At 62.2% G+C, this 18,374-nt stretch carries 12 protein-coding genes; 8 read left to right on the top strand and 4 right to left on the bottom strand.

Going from position 1 to position 18,374, the window contains the following annotated elements:
* Nucleotides 1–516 precede the first annotated feature (516 nt).
* Together G3574_RS14340 and G3574_RS14335 are read right to left on the bottom strand one after the other, a co-directional pair.
* Entirely contained in the window at nucleotides 517–1,557 is a 1,041-nt protein-coding gene (locus tag G3574_RS14340) for an SDR family oxidoreductase (RefSeq protein ID WP_163964325.1), read from the bottom strand.
* A gap of 93 nt (nucleotides 1,558–1,650) precedes the next feature.
* Nucleotides 1,651–2,169, bottom strand: a complete 519-nt coding sequence (locus tag G3574_RS14335; RefSeq protein WP_163964323.1) for a hypothetical protein — start codon at nucleotides 2,167–2,169, stop codon at nucleotides 1,651–1,653.
* A gap of 234 nt (nucleotides 2,170–2,403) precedes the next feature.
* Here G3574_RS14335 and G3574_RS14330 point away from each other — a divergent pair, with 234 nt between their 5' ends.
* On the top strand, nucleotides 2,404–3,990 hold the full coding sequence (locus tag G3574_RS14330) for an acyl-CoA synthetase (RefSeq protein ID WP_163964321.1): 1,587 nt from the start codon (nucleotides 2,404–2,406) through the stop codon (nucleotides 3,988–3,990).
* 313 nt (nucleotides 3,991–4,303) lie between these two features.
* Nucleotides 4,304–6,277, top strand: coding sequence for a peptidase U32 family protein (locus G3574_RS14325; RefSeq protein ID WP_163964319.1), 1,974 nt, complete (start codon nucleotides 4,304–4,306; stop codon nucleotides 6,275–6,277).
* A gap of 44 nt (nucleotides 6,278–6,321) precedes the next feature.
* Here G3574_RS14325 and G3574_RS14320 read toward each other — a convergent pair whose 3' ends face one another.
* Nucleotides 6,322–7,779, bottom strand: coding sequence for an aldehyde dehydrogenase family protein (locus G3574_RS14320; RefSeq protein ID WP_163964317.1), 1,458 nt, complete (start codon nucleotides 7,777–7,779; stop codon nucleotides 6,322–6,324).
* Nucleotides 7,780–7,792: 13 nt separating this feature from the next.
* Nucleotides 7,793–8,902 (bottom strand): zinc-binding dehydrogenase, encoded by a 1,110-nt coding sequence (locus G3574_RS14315; RefSeq protein WP_163964315.1) that lies wholly within the window; start codon nucleotides 8,900–8,902, stop codon nucleotides 7,793–7,795.
* 359 nt (nucleotides 8,903–9,261) lie between these two features.
* Here G3574_RS14315 and G3574_RS14310 point away from each other — a divergent pair, with 359 nt between their 5' ends.
* The 6 genes from G3574_RS14310 to G3574_RS14285 all read left to right on the top strand — a co-directional run bounded on the left by G3574_RS14310 (nucleotide 9,262) and on the right by G3574_RS14285 (nucleotide 18,370).
* Nucleotides 9,262–10,452 (top strand): acetyl-CoA C-acyltransferase family protein, encoded by a 1,191-nt coding sequence (locus G3574_RS14310; RefSeq protein WP_163964313.1) that lies wholly within the window; start codon nucleotides 9,262–9,264, stop codon nucleotides 10,450–10,452.
* Nucleotides 10,453–10,990: 538 nt separating this feature from the next.
* A complete protein-coding gene (locus G3574_RS14305; protein ID WP_163964311.1) occupies nucleotides 10,991–13,114 on the top strand; it encodes an Ig-like domain-containing protein in 2,124 nt (707 codons plus the stop codon).
* A gap of 195 nt (nucleotides 13,115–13,309) precedes the next feature.
* Entirely contained in the window at nucleotides 13,310–14,542 is a 1,233-nt protein-coding gene (locus tag G3574_RS14300; RefSeq protein ID WP_163964309.1) for an ABC transporter substrate-binding protein, read from the top strand.
* Nucleotides 14,543–14,804: 262 nt separating this feature from the next.
* On the top strand, nucleotides 14,805–15,290 hold the full coding sequence (locus G3574_RS14295; protein WP_163964307.1) for a hypothetical protein: 486 nt from the start codon (nucleotides 14,805–14,807) through the stop codon (nucleotides 15,288–15,290).
* A gap of 157 nt (nucleotides 15,291–15,447) precedes the next feature.
* Nucleotides 15,448–17,514 carry an elongation factor G gene (fusA, locus tag G3574_RS14290; RefSeq protein WP_163964305.1) on the top strand — a complete coding sequence of 689 codons (2,067 nt, stop codon included), beginning with the start codon at nucleotides 15,448–15,450 and terminating at the stop codon, nucleotides 17,512–17,514.
* A 214-nt stretch (nucleotides 17,515–17,728) separates the two neighbouring features.
* The gene (locus G3574_RS14285; protein ID WP_163964303.1) at nucleotides 17,729–18,370 is read left to right on the top strand and encodes a response regulator; all 642 of its coding nucleotides are present in this window, start codon (nucleotides 17,729–17,731) and stop codon (nucleotides 18,368–18,370) included.
* Nucleotides 18,371–18,374: the final 4 nt, after the last annotated feature.

Here is an 18,374-nt window from a genome sequence, read left to right as displayed (position 1 = left end):
TGGCATTGCTGCCAGATCTTCCCTCCACCAGGTTGCCCCGGCAGACGTCCGATCGTCGCTCACTCAAAATACTGACTAGGCCAGTCCTTGCGAACTGTCCTGTATTCTGTGCAAGCACTTGATATATATTGTGAGACACCGGTTGCCCGGCGCGCACCGCCATCAAGCGCCCACATCTATCGACATTGTTTTGTTAAAGAACCTTGCTGCTCTTCCATCGCTGTAATTGCGTTGCGGTGGTCATTGTCAAAGCGTTTTGTTTGACCCTGTTTTGCCTCCGAACCGAGAAGAAAGCGCGGTTTGTTTCGCGTTTTTCTTTGCTGCGTTTCGTAGCGAGGGGCGAACTATAGCAAACGAAATTGGGGTGCGCAACGCCTTTTCGAAAAAAATTGCCGAGAGACCTGACTCTGGTAAAAAGTGAATGCAAAAATCACCAGAAAGGCAACGTGCACCGATGGGCCGTCTCTCGCACGACGGTACCATCGCTGCAGATGCCGGGAAGCCTCGTGGTCTTGTTCAACGATGCGCTGCAGTCAGGCTTCGCCCCGCACGTCGGCGAGATCGCCAAAGCGCCGCAAGCGCGAGACCGGATCCGACCAACATGGCGTTCACCGTCCTCGGATGCGTCGCCATGCTGGTATAGACGCTGTAGCGGCGCGCCTTTCCTTTGTGGGCGCCTTCGCTCTCCAGCAGATCAGTTGCCGGCGAATGAAGGTTGTTGTCCCTTCCCTGCCGCGCGGCCTCGTCGCTCTTCATCATGGGAATCATGAATCGCTCCATGATCCGGTCCAAAATCCTGGGAGCATAAAAGCCGCCGGCCCCCGAGAGACGGGATCGACTGCCCACGGGTAGGTCGCGCACCGGATTTTCCGCGGCGTACAGGAGAGCCCTGGCGACGACCTCGGGCGAATACACTGGAGGCGGAAGCAGCGGCTCCTTCTCCATGTAGTTCTTGGCGTGAGACACGAGCATCGTGTCGATGGACGCCGGCTTGACCAAGGTGACGGAAACCGGCACGCCCTGCTCCTCGAGTTCGACCCGGAACGACTCGGTGAAACCCTTGACTGCATGCTTGGACGCCGAATAGGCCCCGAGCAAGGGAACCGCGCGGTCAGATGCCTCGCTGCCCATGTTGATCAGCACACCGCCGTGTTGCCGCAAATGTTTGGCGGCAACGAGCGATCCGTGCACGACGCCCCAGAAGTTGACGTCGAACAGTCGCTGCATGTCTGCGACGGGTACGTCTTCGTTTCTGCCAAAGATGGCAACGCCTGCCAGATTCATCCAGGTATCGATCGTGCCAAAATGCTGCACGGCGGCGTCGCCGATCTTGATGACGTCTTCCTCGCGAGAAACGTCAGCCGTGACCGGTATCGCCTCGACGCCCTGAAAATTGAGGTCGTCGCAGATCAGGCGCAATGCGCTTTCATTGCGTGACGCGAGCACCAGCCTTGCACCGCAACGCCCAGCCATGCGAGCGGTTGCTAGGCCTATGCCGCTCGACGCACCGGTAATGACGATGACTTGTTGAGGCAATTTTTTCAATGCTGGACCCATGAGACACCTCCGACTGGAAAAGTCCGTGGGCGCTGCGAAAAACGTGCCACTCCGCAGCACTGTCAGATCATCAAGCTATCGCGGCGCAGATTCTCACTCGGTTCGGTCGGACTTTTGCAATAGAACCAATCGTTGCGCAGGGATCTCCCAGTCAACCCGGCCAATCAGGTACTCTCCCACTTCCTGGTAGCAGGTGAGGCTGAGTTCAGATTCCCGCCCGCTGAACATGCTGATCCACAGCGCATGACGGTGACGTTCATTCAACCAGCCGGGATTGCCATGTAAGAGATCATTCCCAAGTGCAAGCCAGTCGTTGGAAAAGACGAAGGCCCGCTTCCAGTTTTCCCGGGAGACGTAGCCTGCCTCGGCGCCCGCGGTAAACGCGTCAAGGAACAGATGCCACAGCGGAAGGAACAAGAAGCGTTTGTCGTCGTAATCGAACCTGTTCAGCTGCCGATAGTTGCGTACCGGATCGAAACGTTGCGACTCGACGTTCCACCCGCCGTTTTCAGGCGGGGTCATCTGCTCGTCGGCGACACGTCCCTCCACGAAAGCGCGCTCGTGCGTCAGCGGTGTGATGCGCGGCTCGTATCCCGACTCTGACTTTTCCATGTGAATTACCGATTGCATCTGGCCGCCATGCCATTGAGGCGATCTGCGACCATGAGAAAAAAGGCGCCCGGCGCCATGCGTCGAACGGCAAGGACTCCATGCCTACCCGGCAACCGCCGCACGCGTCACCTTGCCTGCGCTCAGCACCGAACGGAGGAAGGATGGCAGAATGATAGCAACTCCGCCACCCAAGCAAGCCAAACCACATCCCGACAACCACGCAAGGAGACCGATATGCCTGTCCCGCCAGCGAGCCCATCGTCCACGCACCAGCACACCCTGGGAGATGTCCTTCGGCGTACCGCCTCGAGAATGCCTCACAAGCCTGCCATCCTGTGCGGCAAGGTGCAATGGACGTACAGCGAGTTCGATGCCATCTGCACCCGGATCGCCAAGACCCTGCTCGCTTCGGGAATCGGGACCGGTGACCGGGTAGCGATACTGTCCCGGAATTCACATGCCTTTGCCGCCATGCGATTCGCCCTGGCGCGAATGGGGGCGGTCATGGTGCCCATCAATTTCATGCTGAATGCCGACGAAGTCGCTTTCATCCTGCGAAGCTCCGGAGCGAAGACTTTGCTGGTGGGATCGGGGTTCGAGCAGCTCGGTGCCGATGCGGCTTCGCGCCAGACCGACGTGACGCGCTTCATCTGGCTGCCGGGCGAAGAGGACGGCGCCGCGGCTCCGGCGGGCATGGAAAGCTTCGATGCGCTGCTGCAGGACGCGCCCCCGCATGTCGATCTGCCTGAACTCGACTCGCGTGCCTTGTTGCAGATCATCTACACCAGCGGCACCGAATCGTTGCCTAAGGGCGCCATGCTGACCCATGAAGCCGTGCTGTGGGAATACGTGAGTTGTGTCATCGAGGGCGACATAGCGGCAAGCGATGTGCTGCTGCACGCGCTGCCGCTCTACCATTGCGCGCAGCTGGACGTCTTCCTCGGTCCGGGCACCTATCTCGGCACCACGAACATCATCACGGGCCAGCCGCGCCCGGACGTCATCCTGCCCCTCCTCGCGCAACACCGCGTGAATTCTTTCTTTGCGCCGCCATCGGTCTGGATTGCCCTGCTGCGTTCCCCGCTCTTCGAGCAAACCGATCTTGCTTGCCTGGAAAAAGGGTACTACGGCGCATCCATCATGCCGGTCGAGGTCTTGAAGGAAATGCAGGTACGTATGCCGCGCGTGCGCCTCTGGAATTTCTATGGGCAGACGGAGATTGCGCCGCTGGCAACGGTTCTTTATCCGGAAGACCAGCTGCGCAAGGCCGGCTCCGCTGGAAAGCCGGTGCTCAACGTGGAAACCCGGGTGGTCGACGATGACCTGAATGACGTGGCACCCGGCGAAATCGGCGAGATCGTGCATCGCTCCCCGCAATTGCTGATCGGCTACTACAACGATCCGGAGAAAACGGCGGCGGCGTTCAGGGGCGGCTGGTTCCATAGCGGCGATCTCGCCATTCGCGACGAGGAAGGTTACATCACCGTCGTTGACCGCAAGAAAGACATGATCAAGACCGGAGGCGAAAACGTGGCCAGCCGGGAGGTCGAGGAAATGATCTTCCGGATTCCACAGGTGTCGGAAGTCGCGGTCGTCGGCTTGTCCGATCCATATTGGGTGGAAGCCGTGACGGCAGTGATCGTCGTGAAGGCGGGACAGAGCCTAGGCGAGGAAGACGTGATACGTTTTTGCAAGGAAAACATGGCGCATTTCAAGGTGCCCAAACAGGTCATCTTTACCGACGCGCTCCCCAAGAACCCGAGCGGCAAGCTGTTGAAGCGGGAACTCAGGAAACGTTACGAGAAATCTGCAATGCAGTAACATCGCGCATTGTGGAGGCGGCGCGGACGGGTCCCATGGCGCCCTGCGCCGCCCTCCTTTCTATTTCCACTTCTTTTCCGCGCTCCTGTCGCCATGCTGCTGCTCCGCCTGCAATCATTCATCCTGTTATACCTTCTCGAGATCACGATACTTCTCGTGGATGATGCAGCAATGCTGGCAATGATGTTCTGCTGAAAAAAGCAAAGAAGCCCTTGCAGGCGCGGGAGGCGGCAGCTTCCCGCGAACCGCATTCATCCTCCGGACCGCGCCCGCATTCGATATAATTTTGCCCTTCGCCTGTCTGGATGCGCCCATGTCACTCCCCGATCACCACCTCGAACTCCTCTCTCCCGCCAAGACCGCCGAGATCGGCCGCGAGGCCATCGTGCATGGCGCGGATGCCGTCTACATCGGCGGTCCGGCGTTCGGGGCGCGCCACAATGCAAGCAATTCCCTCGAGGACATCGCGGCTCTCGTCGAATTCGCCCATCGCTACCGCGCGCGCATCTTCGTGACGATGAATACCATTCTCCACGATGCCGAACTTGAAACCGCGCGCGACCAGATCTGGAAGCTCTACGATGCCGGCGTGGACGCGCTGATCGTCCAGGACATGGGGTTGCTGGAAACCGACTTGCCTCCGATTCAATTGCACGCAAGCACACAATGCGACATACGCACCGTGGAGAAGGCGAGCTTCCTGGGTGACGTCGGCTTTTCCCAACTGGTCCTGGCGCGCGAACTGACAATCGAGCAAATTCGCAAGATCCGTGATGCGGTGAATACGCCGCTGGAATATTTCGTGCACGGGGCGCTTTGCGTCGCGTTCTCGGGCCAGTGCTATATCTCCCATGCCGATACGGGCCGGAGCGCCAACCGGGGCGACTGCTCGCAAGCCTGCCGCCTGCCCTATACGCTGACGGATGGCGAGGGACGCGTGGTCGCCTACGAGAAGCATCTCTTGTCGATGAAGGACAACGACCAGAGCCGCAACCTGGAAGCCCTGATCGATGCCGGCATCCGGTCCTTCAAGATCGAGGGACGATATAAGGACATGGGCTATGTGAAGAACATCACCGGCCATTACCGGATGCTGCTCGATGAAATACTCGAGCGCCGCCCCGGGCTGCAGCGCGCCTCCAGCGGCCGCACGCGCCTGATGTTCACGCCCGACGTGGACAAGAATTTCCACCGCGGCCATACGGATTACTTCGCCCAGGGCAGGCAGGACGACATCGGCGCATTCGATTCGCCAAAGTACCTCGGCGTCGAACTCGGCGTGGTGACCCGCCTTGGAAGCGACCACTTCGATTTGGCAACGCAGACCCCGATGGCCAATGGCGACGGCCTCAATTACATGCACAAGCGCAACACGGCCGGCATCCAGGCCAACCGGGTGCAGAAGCTGGGCGAGAATGCCGAAGGCCAGCAATGGCGGGTGTATCCCAATGAAAGCATGCCGGACCTCGTCGGCCTCAAGGCCGGCAGCGTCATCCACCGCAATCGGGATCATCAGTGGGAAGCGGCATTGCAGAAAAAGTCGGCGGAGCGGCGCGTGAAGCTGGATCTCGCGCTGGAGGAGGATGACGGCGGACTAAGGCTCGTTCTCAATGACGAAGACGGGATTCGCACCGCCATCGAGGCGAGCATTCCCTTCCAGCCGGCGCAGCAGGCGGAACAGGCGGAGCAAGCGCTGCGCGCCAGCCTGGCCAAGCTCGGCAATACCATGTTCGAAACCGGTTCCGTCACCTTGAATCTGCGGCGGCCCTGGTTCGTGCCGGCAGCGGCGATCAATGCCCTGAGGCGGGATGCCATCGCCAGGCACGAAGCGGCGCGGCTGGCGGGCTGGACACGCCCTTCGCGAAAGGCGGCGAAGGAACCGCCGGCCATCTACCCTGAAACCTCGCTAAGCTACCTGGCGAACGTCTACAACGAGAAGGCGCGTGCCTTCTACCAGAAGCACGGCGTGCAACTCATTGCCGCGGCTTATGAAGCGCATGAAGAAGCGGGCGCGGTGTCGTTGATGATCACCAAGCATTGCTTGCGCTTTTCGTTCAACCTTTGCCCCAAGCAGGCGAAAGGCGTGCAAGGTGTGCAGGGCCAGGTGAAGGCCGAGCCCTTGACCCTGGTTAACGGGGACGACCGCTACACCCTGCGTTTCGACTGCAAGCCTTGCGAGATGCACATCATCGGCGCCATGAAGCCTGGCATCCTCAACTCCCCTCCGCCGTCGGCGATCCCTTACAGCCCCCTGGTCTTCCACCGGAAACGGCCGGCGCAGGCCTGACTTCCCTTGCCTGCCAAAAGGGAAGTCATTTCCGGCAAAGACGATCAGTAAGGCGCGCCTGCCGCGAGCGCCGGCGCGTCGGGACGGAACTGGAGGGATTTGTATTCGAGGAATTCCTCGAGGCCATAGGCTCCCATTTCCCGGCCATGGCCGGATTGCTTGTAACCACCGAAAGGCGCTCCGAGGTTGAACGCGCCGCCATTGATATCCACCTGGCCGGTGCGCAGGCGGCGCGCAACCTGCATCGCCCGCTCATCGCTGCTTGCCCAGACTCCGCCAGCCAGGCCATACAGCGTGCCATTGGCAATGCTCACTGCCTCGTCTTCGTCACGGTAGGTGATGATGGATAGCACCGGGCCGAAGATTTCCTCCTGGGCAATCGTGCTGTCCGGTTTCACCTTTCCGAAGATCGTCGGCTGAACGTAATAGCCCCTTTCCAAGCCTTGCGGGGCATCCGGTCCACCCGCGAGCAGTTCGGCGCCTTCCTCGATGCCCTTGCGGATGTACCCGCGCACGCGCTCGCGCTGCGCCTCCGAAATCAACGGTCCAAGCTTGGCCGAGCCGCCGAAAGGATCGCCGACGGTAAAGCCCTTTGCAACTTCCACCGCCACCTTCGCCGCCTCTTCATAACGCGATTCCGGCACCAGCATGCGGGTATGCGCGGAACAAGTCTGACCGCTGTTGAGGAAGCAGGCATTGACCGTGCCTTTCACCGCAGCCGCCAGATCGGCATCTTCCAGGATGACCGACGCCGACTTGCCGCCCAGTTCGAGTGCCACACGCTTGACCGTTGCCGCCGCAACTTCGGAAATGCGTTTTCCGGCGCGCGTCGAACCGGTGAACGACACCATGTCCACATCGGGGTGACGAACCAGTGCCTCGCCGATCACCGGGCCGGTGCCGGTCACCAGGTTGAAGACGCCTGCGGGCAATCCCGCGGCATCGATGACTTCCGCGAGCACGAAGGCGTTGAGCGGCGCCACCTCGGACGGCTTGAGCACGACGGTGCAGCCGGCGGCAAGCGCCGCGGCCACCTTGGCTGCGATCTGGTGCAGCGGATAATTCCAGGGCGTGATGCACGCCACCACCCCGACCGGCTCGCGCACGACCACCGAATTGCCCGTCTTTTCCTGCCACTGGAAAGCGGTGGCCAGCTTCGCATAGATGCCGAAGTTGGTGATGGGCGAACCAACCTGGATCATGGCCGACAGCTTCAGCGGCATGCCGACTTCGCCGGCGATGATGCGGGCAAGTTCATCGCTGCGGGCCTTCAATCCTTCCTGGATCTTCTTGAGAAAGCCTGCCCGATCCGCCGGCGCCGTCGCGCTCCAGCGATCGAAGGCGTTGCGCGCGGCGGCCACCGCGGCGGCGGCATCGTTCTCGTCGCCGTCCGGGATCGCGGCCATCACCTCTTCCGTGGAAGCATTGATGACGTCGATCTTGCCCTTGCCCGAAGGCGTTACCCATTGTCCGTTGATATACAGCTTGTCGCGGTTTTGCATGACATGATCTCCGTTAGTCGAATACGATGACGCCGCGGGCATTGCGGCCCGCCTGCATGTCGGCAAAGGCTTGCGGCGCTTCACCGATGGAATACGTCCGGGTGATGAGTTCGTCCAGCTTGAGGCGGTGCGCCCGGTACAGGCCGATCAGGCGCGGAAAATCCTCGCGCGGCCTGGCGGAACCGAAATAGCTGCCTGTCAGCGTCTTCTCGCCGAACGTCAGCGTTGCCGTCCTGATGGACGTGGTGTCCTTCGGACTGGCCACGCCGACCACGACCGCGGTTCCGCCCTTGCGCAGCACCCCGTAGGCTTGCGCCGCGATGTCGCCGAGGCCGACGCATTCGAAGGCGTAGTCCGCTCCGCCTTCGGTCAGCTTCAGGATCGCCTTCACGGCGTTTTCCTCGCTCTTGCTATTGACCACGTGCGTTGCGCCGAATTGCCGTGCCATCTCGAGCTTGGCATCGGAAGTATCGACGGCAACGATCATGCGTGCGCCCGCGATGGCGCAGCCCTGGATGGCGTTCAGTCCGACGCCGCCGCAGCCGAACACGACTGCGATTGAACCAGGATCCACCTTGGCGGTGTTGACCGCGGCTCCGACGCCGGTCATGACGCCGCAGCCGATGAGGGCTGCCTTGTCGAGCGGCATCTGCTGGTCGACCTTGACCACGTTATCCGTATGCAAGGTGGCATACTCGGCCATCACGCCGCAGCCCGAAAACACATTGAGCGGTGCGCCGTTCATGTCACGCGTGCGGAGGGTCCCGTCGGGCAGCGTGGTCATTGCCTTGTTCGCCTGGTCGCACAACTGCGGCCGGCCGGTCTGGCAGTAACGGCATTTGCCGCACATGCTGACGAAGGAACTGACCACATGATCGCCAACCTTGTAGTCGTTCACACCTTCCCCGACGGCGACCACCGTGCCGGCGCCTTCATGCCCGAGTATCAAGGGCACCGGAAACGGAATCGTGCCATTGGTGGCGGACAGGTCGCTGTGACAGACGCCGCATGCCGCCAACTTGATCATTACCTCGCCGCGGCGCGGCGCCTCCACGGTAATCTCTTCGACGACGACCGGCTGGTTGATCTCGCGGCAGATGACTGCCCTTGCTTTCTGTTCCATGTCGTGGCTTCCTCTTGCGGCGGACGCTGTCTGGTCCTTGGTTGTGGCTCTGGTGCTTGCAAATTTTCTGGTGCTTGCGAACTTATCAACGAGAGAAGCCACTGTCAAATTTTTCGGAACGTAGTTCTGCTATGCAAAACATTTTAGGCTAAACTGCCGAAATCACGATTGGCAACACTTGCCCGGCCACGGCTGGCCGACCCACACCAGGTCAAAACACGGCGCCAATCAAATATCCGGCGGCGGCCTGCCCTATACTTGTCGTCTTCGCATTTGCCGCGACATCCGCTTTCGCGCCCTCAAGCCCGACATTCTCTTTTCCACACCCTCTTTCATCGACTCACAAAAGGACTTACATCATGGCTCAACAGACAGACGTTGTCATTGCGGGCGCGGCCCGCACCGCCATCGGCACCTTCGGCGGCACGCTCAAGGACTTTTCCGGCTCCGACCTGGCAACAATCGCCGTGAAGGAAGCGTTCGCCCGCGCCGGCGTCGATCCGGCCGCCGCACAGCACATCGTGCTCGGCAACGTCATCCAGTGCGAACCGCGCGACATGTACATTTCCCGCGTGGCCGGCCTCAACGCCGGCATGGCCAAGGAATCGGCCGCCCTCACCCTCAACCGCCTCTGCGGCTCCGGCCTGCAGGCCATCGTCACCGCCGCCAACGCCATTCAGCTCGGCGATGCCGACATCGCCGTCGGTGGCGGCGTGGAAACCATGAGCCGCGCGCCCTATGTCATGCAGACCGCCCGCTGGGGCACGCGCATGGGCGACGCCAAGATGCTCGACATGATGCTCGGCGCGCTCAACGATCCCTTCGGCGCCGGCCACATGGGCATCACCGCCGAGAACGTCGCCGACCTGTACAAGATTTCCCGCGAGGAGCAGGACGCCTTCGCCGCCGACAGCCAGCGCAAGGCGCTTGCCGCCATCGAGGCCGGGCACTTCAAGTCGCAGATCGTGCCGGTGGAGATCAAGGCCCGCAACGGCGTCGTTGCCTTTGACACCGACGAGCATCCCAAGGCCGGCACCACGGCCGAGTCGCTGGCCAAGCTCAAGCCGGCGTTCCGCAAGGACAACGGCACGGTAACGGCGGGCAACGCCTCCGGCCTGAACGACGGCGCGGCGGCGGTGGTGCTGGCCAGCGCCGAGGCGGCCACGCGGCACGGCCTGACGCCGCTGGCGCGGCTGGTGTCGTACGCGGTGGCGGGGGTGGACCCGTCGGTCATGGGCACGGGACCGATCCCGGCGGTGAAGCTGGCGCTGCAGCGCGCGGGCCTGACGCTGGGCGAGATGGATGTGATCGAGTCCAACGAAGCGTTCGCGGCGCAGTCGCTGGGCGTGTGCCGGGGGCTGGACCTGGATCCGGCGCGCACGAATCCGAACGGTGGCGCGATTGCGCTGGGGCATCCGCTGGGTGCCAGCGGGGCGATCATTACCATCAAGTGCGTGTACGAGCTGATGCGCACGCAGAAGCGCTATGGCCTGGTGACGATGTGCATCGGCGGCGGCCAGGGCATCGCCGCCGTGTTCGAGCGGATGTAAGGCGGCATGGGCGGTCCGCATCTGAAACCGGATGCGGCATGAGCAATGATTCCCCAGCGTCGACCGCCTTTCAGCCGTTCATTCCCATGAGCAATCCGCTCGTCGGCATGAACTGTAACAACGCCGGTTTCGCATTGTGGCCAGCAATCCTGCTTGCTACAGTGACTACGTAGCGGTCATCGCCCAGGTCAAAGGCGGCAACGCCGGAGATCCTGATGCTCCTCTACTTCCCTGGCAGAAGTACTGCAGTTCCCCATTTGCCCCGCTTTGCAAGAAGCGGGGCTTTTCTTTTGAGCGCCCGTTCGCATGGGTTTGCGCTTTCCGTTCCGCCTGGAAAAATTTGCGCCGGAAATGGACGCCTGCCGCAAAGTTAATCGTTACCCGCGGAGCCCTCCCGCGATTTTATTGAAGTAGGACAAACCGTCCTGCCGAAAACTAATTATTGTCAATCGGGCAAGACGAAGCCGCTTCATCGCCCGCTGCCTTGCCGCGCACGCTACCCCCACACGTCGTCAAGAATCGCCACTAGGAGACACTCATGCCCGCATTGACAGGCCGAATGCTTTCGGCCGCGCTCGCCATCGCACTTCTGCCGCTTGCCGCCATGGCGGACGGCGTTACCGTGAAATTCGACCTGAGCGACCCGTCCGCCAGTCCATTTCCCAGCAACGGTTTCACCGTCGTCGACTGGAGTCAGAACACGTACCGGCGAGTCAGCCTTCCCAAGCCTGACTGCACGGCCCGGCCCAGCGACTGCGCCGACATCGACGTGCTGAATACGCTCGACGGCTTTTCCACCCAGCCTCGCATCACCGTTCCCTTTACCGGCGACATCGACATCGGCAGCGTCAACAGCAATACGATTTTCCTGGTGAACCTAGGCGATACCCAGTCTTTCGCCGGGGCGGGCCAGCGCATCGGCATCAACCAGGTCCTGTGGGATCCGGAAACGAAAACCCTGGTGTTCCAGCCAGACGTCCTGCTTAACGAGCATTCGCGCTATGCGCTGATCATTACCAGCGGCGTCCGGGACGCCAGCGGAAAGAGCATCAAGTCGGGCGGTTTCGGCGACATCTTCGGCGTGGGCCAGGATCGCGACACGAGCGAATACAGGCGTGAACTGCGCGATGCCCTGCGTGCCACCTTCGCCGGACAAGAGCGCGTCGTCGCCGGCAGCGTGTTCACCACGCAAAGCATCAGCGCCGACCTGTACAAGATCATGCGCCAGATCAAGCAAGCCACCCCCTCGCCGGCAAGCTTCGTGGCGGGGAACAGCGGCGGCGCAGCGGTGCGCACGGTCTTCCCAACCGCCACCGTGACGCGTATCGACTTCAAGCGGCAGGTCGGAACGGCGCCCAGCTTTACCACGGCGCCGCTGCCGCTGGCGGCCTTGCAGGTCAGCCCCGGCGCCATCGGCCAGATCGCCTACGGTACGTATTCTTCTCCCGAATACCAGAATCCGGCCAAGGTGATTCCCGCGACCGGCACCTTGAGCGGCCAGCCGCAGCCCAAGGGAAGCAAGCAGCTGACCTTCCAGCTCTTCGTGCCGCAAGGACCGAGGCCGCCGCAGGGCTGGCCGGTGGCGATCTTCGGCCACGGCTTTACCGACAGCATGTATGGCGCGCCATGGACCGTGGCATCCACCCTGGCCTCCATGGGCATCGCCACCGTTTCCATCAATGTCGTCGGCCACGGCGGCGGCGCGCTGGGGACGCTGACCGTCAGCCGGACCAATGGCGGACCGGTGGAGATCAATGCCGGAGGACGCGGCATCGACCAGGATGGGAATGGCACGATCGATTCCACGGAAGGCGTGAATGCCGTTCCGCCCTATACCGTGCTGGGCAACCGCGACGGCCTGCGCCAGACCACGATCGACATCATGCAACTGGTGCGTGAAATCGAAGTCGGCATGGATATCGATGGCGACGGCAGCACCGACCTGGACGCGCAGCGGATCTATTATTCCGGCCAGTCCTTCGGCGGCATCTACGGCACCATCCTTCTCGGCGTCGAGCCCAACCTGCGTGCCGGCGTGCCCAACGTTGCCGGCGGGTCGATCACGGAAGTGGCGCGCCTCGGCGTATTCCGTCCCTTGACCGGCATTGCCCTGGCATCGCGCGTGCCTTCCCTCATCAACGTGAAGGATCCCAGCGGCATCGCGTTCAATGAAAACATGCCGTTGCGCGACCTGCCGCCGGTCATCAACAACGTGCCCGGCGCGATGGAAATCGCCAAGGTGCTGGACTGGAACCAGTGGGCCCAGCAGGCCGGCAATCCGGTAGCGTATGCGCCGTTCATCCGCAAGCAGCCGCTGCCCGGCAATGCCGCCAAGCCGATCATCTTCCAGTTCGCCAAGGGTGACCAGACGGTGCCGAATCCCACCGCGACCGCAATCCTGAGAGCGGGTGACCTGGCGGCCAATGCCACCTACTATCGCAACGACCTGGCGTATGCCTTGAATCCGGCGGTGCCGAAGAACCCGCACACCTTCCTGACGAACATCGCCAGCGCGGCCGCGGCGCCTTATGCCATCGCCGCGCAGCGCCAGATCGCGACCTTCTTCGCGACGGGAGCAGTGATCGATCCGGATGGCGCGGGCCCCTTCTTCGAAGTGCCCATCAATCCTCCGTTGCCGGAAAGCCTGAATTACCTCCCCTGATTCAGGCTGACCGCGCAGGCACGACACCCGTGCCTGCGCGGGCGGTCCGGTACCCGGGCGCACGGGCCGGGCCGCAAGTCTTACTGCATTTGATGCAGATCCATAGTCCTGGCCCCTCCCGTGGACAAGCGCAGCATTGGCCCTTAGCCTGATTGATTCAAGGCAATCGCATTCCACATGAACGGAGACAATCACATGACATCCCCCAAACCGCTCCTGCCCAAGCGTTCCACTCTCGCACTCGGCATCGCCGCCACGCTGGCCGCTGCGCTGGCCGTGCCGGCATCGGCCCAGATTTCCGGAGACGTCGTTCGCATCGGATTGATCACCGACATGTCCGGCCTGTATGCGGACATCGACGGCGCAGGCGGCGCGGAAGCCGTCAAGATGGCGGTCGCCGATTTCGGCGGATCGCTCAATGGCAAGAAGATCGAGGTCATCGTCGCCGATCACCAGAACAAGGCCGACGTCGCGGCCAGCAAGGCGCGAGAATGGTTCGACCAGCAGGGCGTGGACTTGCTGATCGGCGGCGCGAATTCCGGCGCGGGCCTGGCCATGGCCAAGGTGGCAGCGGAGAAGAAGCGCGTCTACATCAACATCGGCGGCGCGACTTCGCGCCTGACCAACGAGGATTGCACGCCGTACACCGTCCACTATGCCTACGATACGGTCGCCCTGGCGAAGGGCACGGGCGGGGCCATCGTCAAGCAGGGCGGCAAGGATTGGTACTTCCTGACCGCCGACTATGCCTTCGGCGCCTCGCTCGAAAAGGATACGTCGGATGTGGTCAAGGCCAATGGCGGCCGCGTGCTCGGCAGCGTCAAGCATCCGCTGTCGGCTTCCGACTTTTCTTCCTTCCTGCTGCAGGCCCAGGCCTCCAAGGCGCAGATCCTTGGCCTCGCCAATGCCGGCGGAGACACGATCAATTCCATCAAGGCTGCCAACGAGTTTGGCATTACCAAGCAGATGAAGCTTGCCGGCCTGCTGGTATTCATCACCGACATCCATTCGCTGGGCTTGAACCTGACCCAGGGCATGTACCTCACCGATGGCTGGTACTGGGACCAGAATGACGATAGCCGCAAATGGGCCAAGCGCTTTTTCGACAAGATGAAGAAAATGCCCTCCATGCTGCATGCCGCGGATTATTCCGCCACCATGCAATACCTGAACGCGGTCAAGGCCATCGGTACGGATGATGCCGACAAGGTCATGGAGCAGCTGAAGAAAACCAAGATCAACGATTTCTTCGCCAAGGGCGGCACGATCCGGCCGGATGGCCGCATGGTGCACGACATGTACCTGATGGAAGTGAAGAAACCGTCCGAGTCCAAATATCCCTGGGACTACTACAAGGTCGTGCAGACGATTCCTGGAGACCAGGCTTTCACGAGCAAGGCCGACACGAAATGCCCGCTTTGGAAGTGATCATGTCCGCGCCGGGACCTGGTTTCTGACCTCGCCCCAGGCGCGCTGAGGTGTTGGCAAGTCGGCTTGCCGCATCCCCATGCGGATCGGCGTTACTGCCGGGAACCGTGTATATTCATCTCATGAAGTAATGTTGAGGTTCCGCCAAGACCACGGCCTTGGCGCAGTGCATCCTTGACCGCTGGCGCATGCGGTCATGCCAACAACCTTTCATTACCGCAGCTCCGTTCAACCCATAACCTGTTTGATACCTGTACCGCCAATGCGCTATCTGCTTGCGCTCGTCCTGTTTTTGCCTGCCCTTGCGTGGGGAGCCGACTGCGTGCTGCTTGCGCGCATGCAAAACGTGCAAGTGCGGGATTGCGGACGTCCCAAGCTGGAGTCCCTCGGTCCGGCCGGTGAAATACTGAGCGAGGAAGACTTTCCCGAAACGCCGACGGGCATTGAACACTTTCGGGCAAGGCAATGCCGCTGCGAACTATGGCAAGTGGTGGGCAGCGCAGGCTCGGGGTCGCGGATCGCGCGTTTCTACCGCGCAGGCGAGAACGGCGCCTTGCAGGCCTTGAACGGCGCCAGCTTCCGTTCGGATTCCGGCCTGATAGGAAGATACGAAACCCTCGATGGCCTGTTCATCGAAGTCCAGGAAGCCGATCCCAGCGGCCGCCACCTGGCCAGGAAGGTTTATGCGTTCGACGGCAACGGCTTCGTCCTGCTGCGACGCCCTCCCAGCGACGACAGGAGCCGCTAGGCACAACGGAAAACCGGATGTCCTGACGCGGATCAAATCCTGCCAGCGAAGATCGCGCAAACCTTTTGCAGCGCCGCGTGTTCCGATGCTTCCCCCTGAGTCAGAATGAGATGGCGCATTCCCGCCCGGTGAAACCTTGACGCTGGAGGATCCATTCATGCCGTACAGCACTCATGACTTGCGTAACGTGGCCCTGGTGGGCCATAGCGGATGTGGCAAGACGAGCCTGGTCGAAGCCTTGCTGCATGCCGCGGGCATGCAGGGTACGCCAGGCAGCGTGGATCGGGGCAATACCGTTTCTGATCACGATCCGCTCGAACGGAAATACCGCCATTCCCTGTCCAGCTCGGTGATCCATCTCGAACACCGGGATTCCCATGTGAATCTCATCGATACGCCCGGCTACCCCGACTTCATCGGCCACGCGATCAGCGCCTTGCCCGCCGCGGAGACCGCTGCAGTGGTCATCGATGCCCAGGCCGGCATCGAAATGGTCACGCTGCGCATGATGGAACTGGCGCGAGCGCGCGGCATGTGCCGGCTGATCATCGTGAACAAGATCGACCTTCCCGACGTCGACCTGCCCGGACTGGTGCTGCGCATCCAGGAGGCCTTCGGCAAGGAATGCCTGCCGATCAACCTGCCCGCCGGCCACGGGCAAGCCGTGGAAGACTGTTTCTTTCACGCGGACGGCGATGCCGACTTCTCGACCGTTGCCGCCGCGCACAGGGCGCTGATGGACCAGGTGGTGGAAGTCGATGCCGCCTTCATGGAAACCTACCTCGACCAGGGAGACATCGACCCGGAAGTCCTGCATGCGCCCTTCGAACAGGCGCTGCGCGAAGGCCACCTCATTCCCGTCTGCTTCGTGTCGGCGCAGAACGGGGCCGGGCTGCCCCAGCTGCTGGAGCTGCTGGTGCGCCTGATGCCCGACCCGACGGAGGGCAATCCGCAGCAGTTCTACCAGGATGCCGTCGGCAACGATGGGGACGACGGCACCGCCGGGCGCAAGCTGCTGCATGCCAGTCCCGACCCGTCCCTGCACGTGCTGGCCCATGTCTTCAAGATCGCGGTCGATCCCTACGTGGGAAAGATGGCGATATTCCGCGTTCACCAGGGCACAGTCCGGCGCGACAGCACGCTCTACATCGGCGACAACCGCAAGCCATTCCGCGTCGCCCATCTTTACCGGCTGCTCGGCAAGGAACAGATCGAAACACCCCAGGCTGTCCCCGGCGACATCTGCGCGGTGACGCGCATTGACGAGATCGGGTACGACGCGATCCTCCATGACGCGGTCGAAGACGCGCGCATCCACCTCGAGCCCAGCCCCCTGCCGCAACCGATCTATGGCCTGTCGATCGCGCCGCGCAAGCATGGCGACGAACAGCGCTTGTGGGACCTCCTGCAGAAGCTGTGCGCCGAAGACCCGTGCCTGCGCGTCGACCGGATGGGCAGCACCGGCGAAACCGTGCTGTCGGGTCTCGGCGAACTCCACCTGCGCAGCGTGCTCGACCGCATGACCGAGGTTTACAAGACCGAAGTGATCACCCATCCGCCCAAGATCGCCTATCGGGAAACGATCGCCGCAATGGCGGACGGGCATCACCGCCACAAGAAGCAGAGCGGAGGCGCCGGCCAGTTCGGCGAGGTCTTCCTGCGGATCGAACCCCTGCCCCGCGGCGCCGGCTTCGAGTTCGTCGATGCGGTCAAGGGGGGCGTGATCCCCCGGCAGTTCCTGCCTGCCGTGGAAAAGGGCGTGCGCCAGGCCATGGAAAGCGGACCCGTCTCGGGGCATCTCATGCAGGACGTGCGGGTGACGGTCTACGATGGCAAGAGCCATCCGGTGGATTCGAAGGAAGTCGCATTCGTCGTCGCTGCGCGAAAGGCGTTCCGGGACGCCGCGTCGAAGGCGCGGCCCATCCTGCTCGAACCCGTGGTCGCCTTCGAAGTTTCGCTGCCGGAGGACAGCACGGGCGACGTCACGGCAGACCTGTCCGGGCGCCGCGGCCAGATCAGCGGCATGCGGCGCGGGCATGGCAGCGTGGCCATCATCAGCGGCCACGTTCCGCTGTCCGAACTCAACGGCTACCAGTCGCGCCTGAATGCGATGACGGCGGCCAGGGGCAGCTATACCATCAGCTTCAGTCACTACGATGCCGTTCCTCCGCTGATGCAGCAGCGCATGGCGAGCCAGCACAAGGCAGTGGAGGACGATGCCTGACCGAACTTTCCGTGGCTTCCCCCGGCCTGCGGGGCAAGTCCTCCTTGGCAACCTGCCAAGCTTCGTCTCATCCTAGCCACTGTCCATCCGCTATCGGCCGACCCTGCGGTTTATGGTTAGGAAAGGTTGCAAACTTTCTGTTAAATTGCCTGATGCCCGTTACCTGGCGTCGCATGGGCGCGCCCGATGCAGGCGGAGTGTGCAGAGGTTTCCCTTGTCGATCACCGTTTCCATCGTCGAAGACAATTCCCAGTTCCTGGACCATTTCGCCGCAATCATCAAGCAGGCGCCCGGGATGTCGCTTGCCGGCACCGCGGGCACGGCCAGCGCCGCCATCGCCATGGCCAACGCCTGCAAGGCGGACGTCTACCTCGTCGACCTGGGCCTTCCCGATGCCAGCGGCATCGAGGTCATCCGACATATACGCGCATCCCAGCCCGGCAGCGAAGTGCTCGTGATCACCGTGTTCGGCGACGAACAGAACGTCGTCGCATGCATCGAGGCGGGAGCGACGGGCTATCTCCTCAAAGACAGTGCGCCATCCGAGATCGAGCACGCGATCCGTGAGATCCGCGATGGCGGCTCTTCGATCACGCCCGTCATCGCGCGCAAGCTGCTGCAGCGCCTGCAGGTGCGGCCCCGGCCCGCCGATCCGGCGAATGCCTTGACCGACCGCGAAAACATGATCCTCTCCGGATTGGCGAAAGGCATGACCTACAAGGAAATCGCTGACAAGTATTACATTGCCGTCGGTACAGTCAGCCATCACGTCAAGAACATCTACAGCAAGCTGGCGGTGCATTCGCGCAGCGAAGCCGTGTTCGAAGCCGCGCGCCGCGGCATCATCAGCATCTGAAGCC

Origin of the sequence: Noviherbaspirillum galbum (genome assembly GCF_010974945.1) — a bacterium.
GTDB classification, from domain to species: Bacteria; Pseudomonadota; Gammaproteobacteria; order Burkholderiales; family Burkholderiaceae_D; genus Noviherbaspirillum; species Noviherbaspirillum galbum.
The sequence above is the reverse complement of the archived record's forward strand: the minus strand, read 5'-3'. Positions and strand labels throughout refer to the sequence as shown.